Below are 219 nucleotides of genomic sequence, written 5' to 3'. Positions count from 1 at the left end.
GCTCGTAGTCCACCACCCCGGTGTAAGCGCGGGTATCGAGCAGCGCGCCCGGCGCAGCCGGGTCCATGGCCGCGTTGCCATACCAGTCCTTGCTGCCGCCGCCGCGCACGCGCAGCGGGGTCCGGTCTTGCGCGGCGCGCAGCACGCGCTGGCGGAATTGATTCAATATGTGGTCCATATCGTTCATTGCTTCATCGATTGAGCGAACCGGAACAGGCC

1 pseudogene is annotated in these 219 nt (G+C 66.2%); it reads right to left on the bottom strand.

Going from position 1 to position 219, the window contains the following annotated elements:
• A pseudogene (glcE, locus tag AC6H42_RS23655) lies at nucleotides 1-187 on the bottom strand (glycolate oxidase subunit GlcE); the annotation flags it as partial.
• Nucleotides 188-219: the final 32 nt, after the last annotated feature.

The sequence above is a fragment of the Massilia sp. NBRC 108631 genome (genome assembly GCF_059704565.1).
The sequence above is the reverse complement of the archived record's forward strand: the minus strand, read 5'-3'. Positions and strand labels throughout refer to the sequence as shown.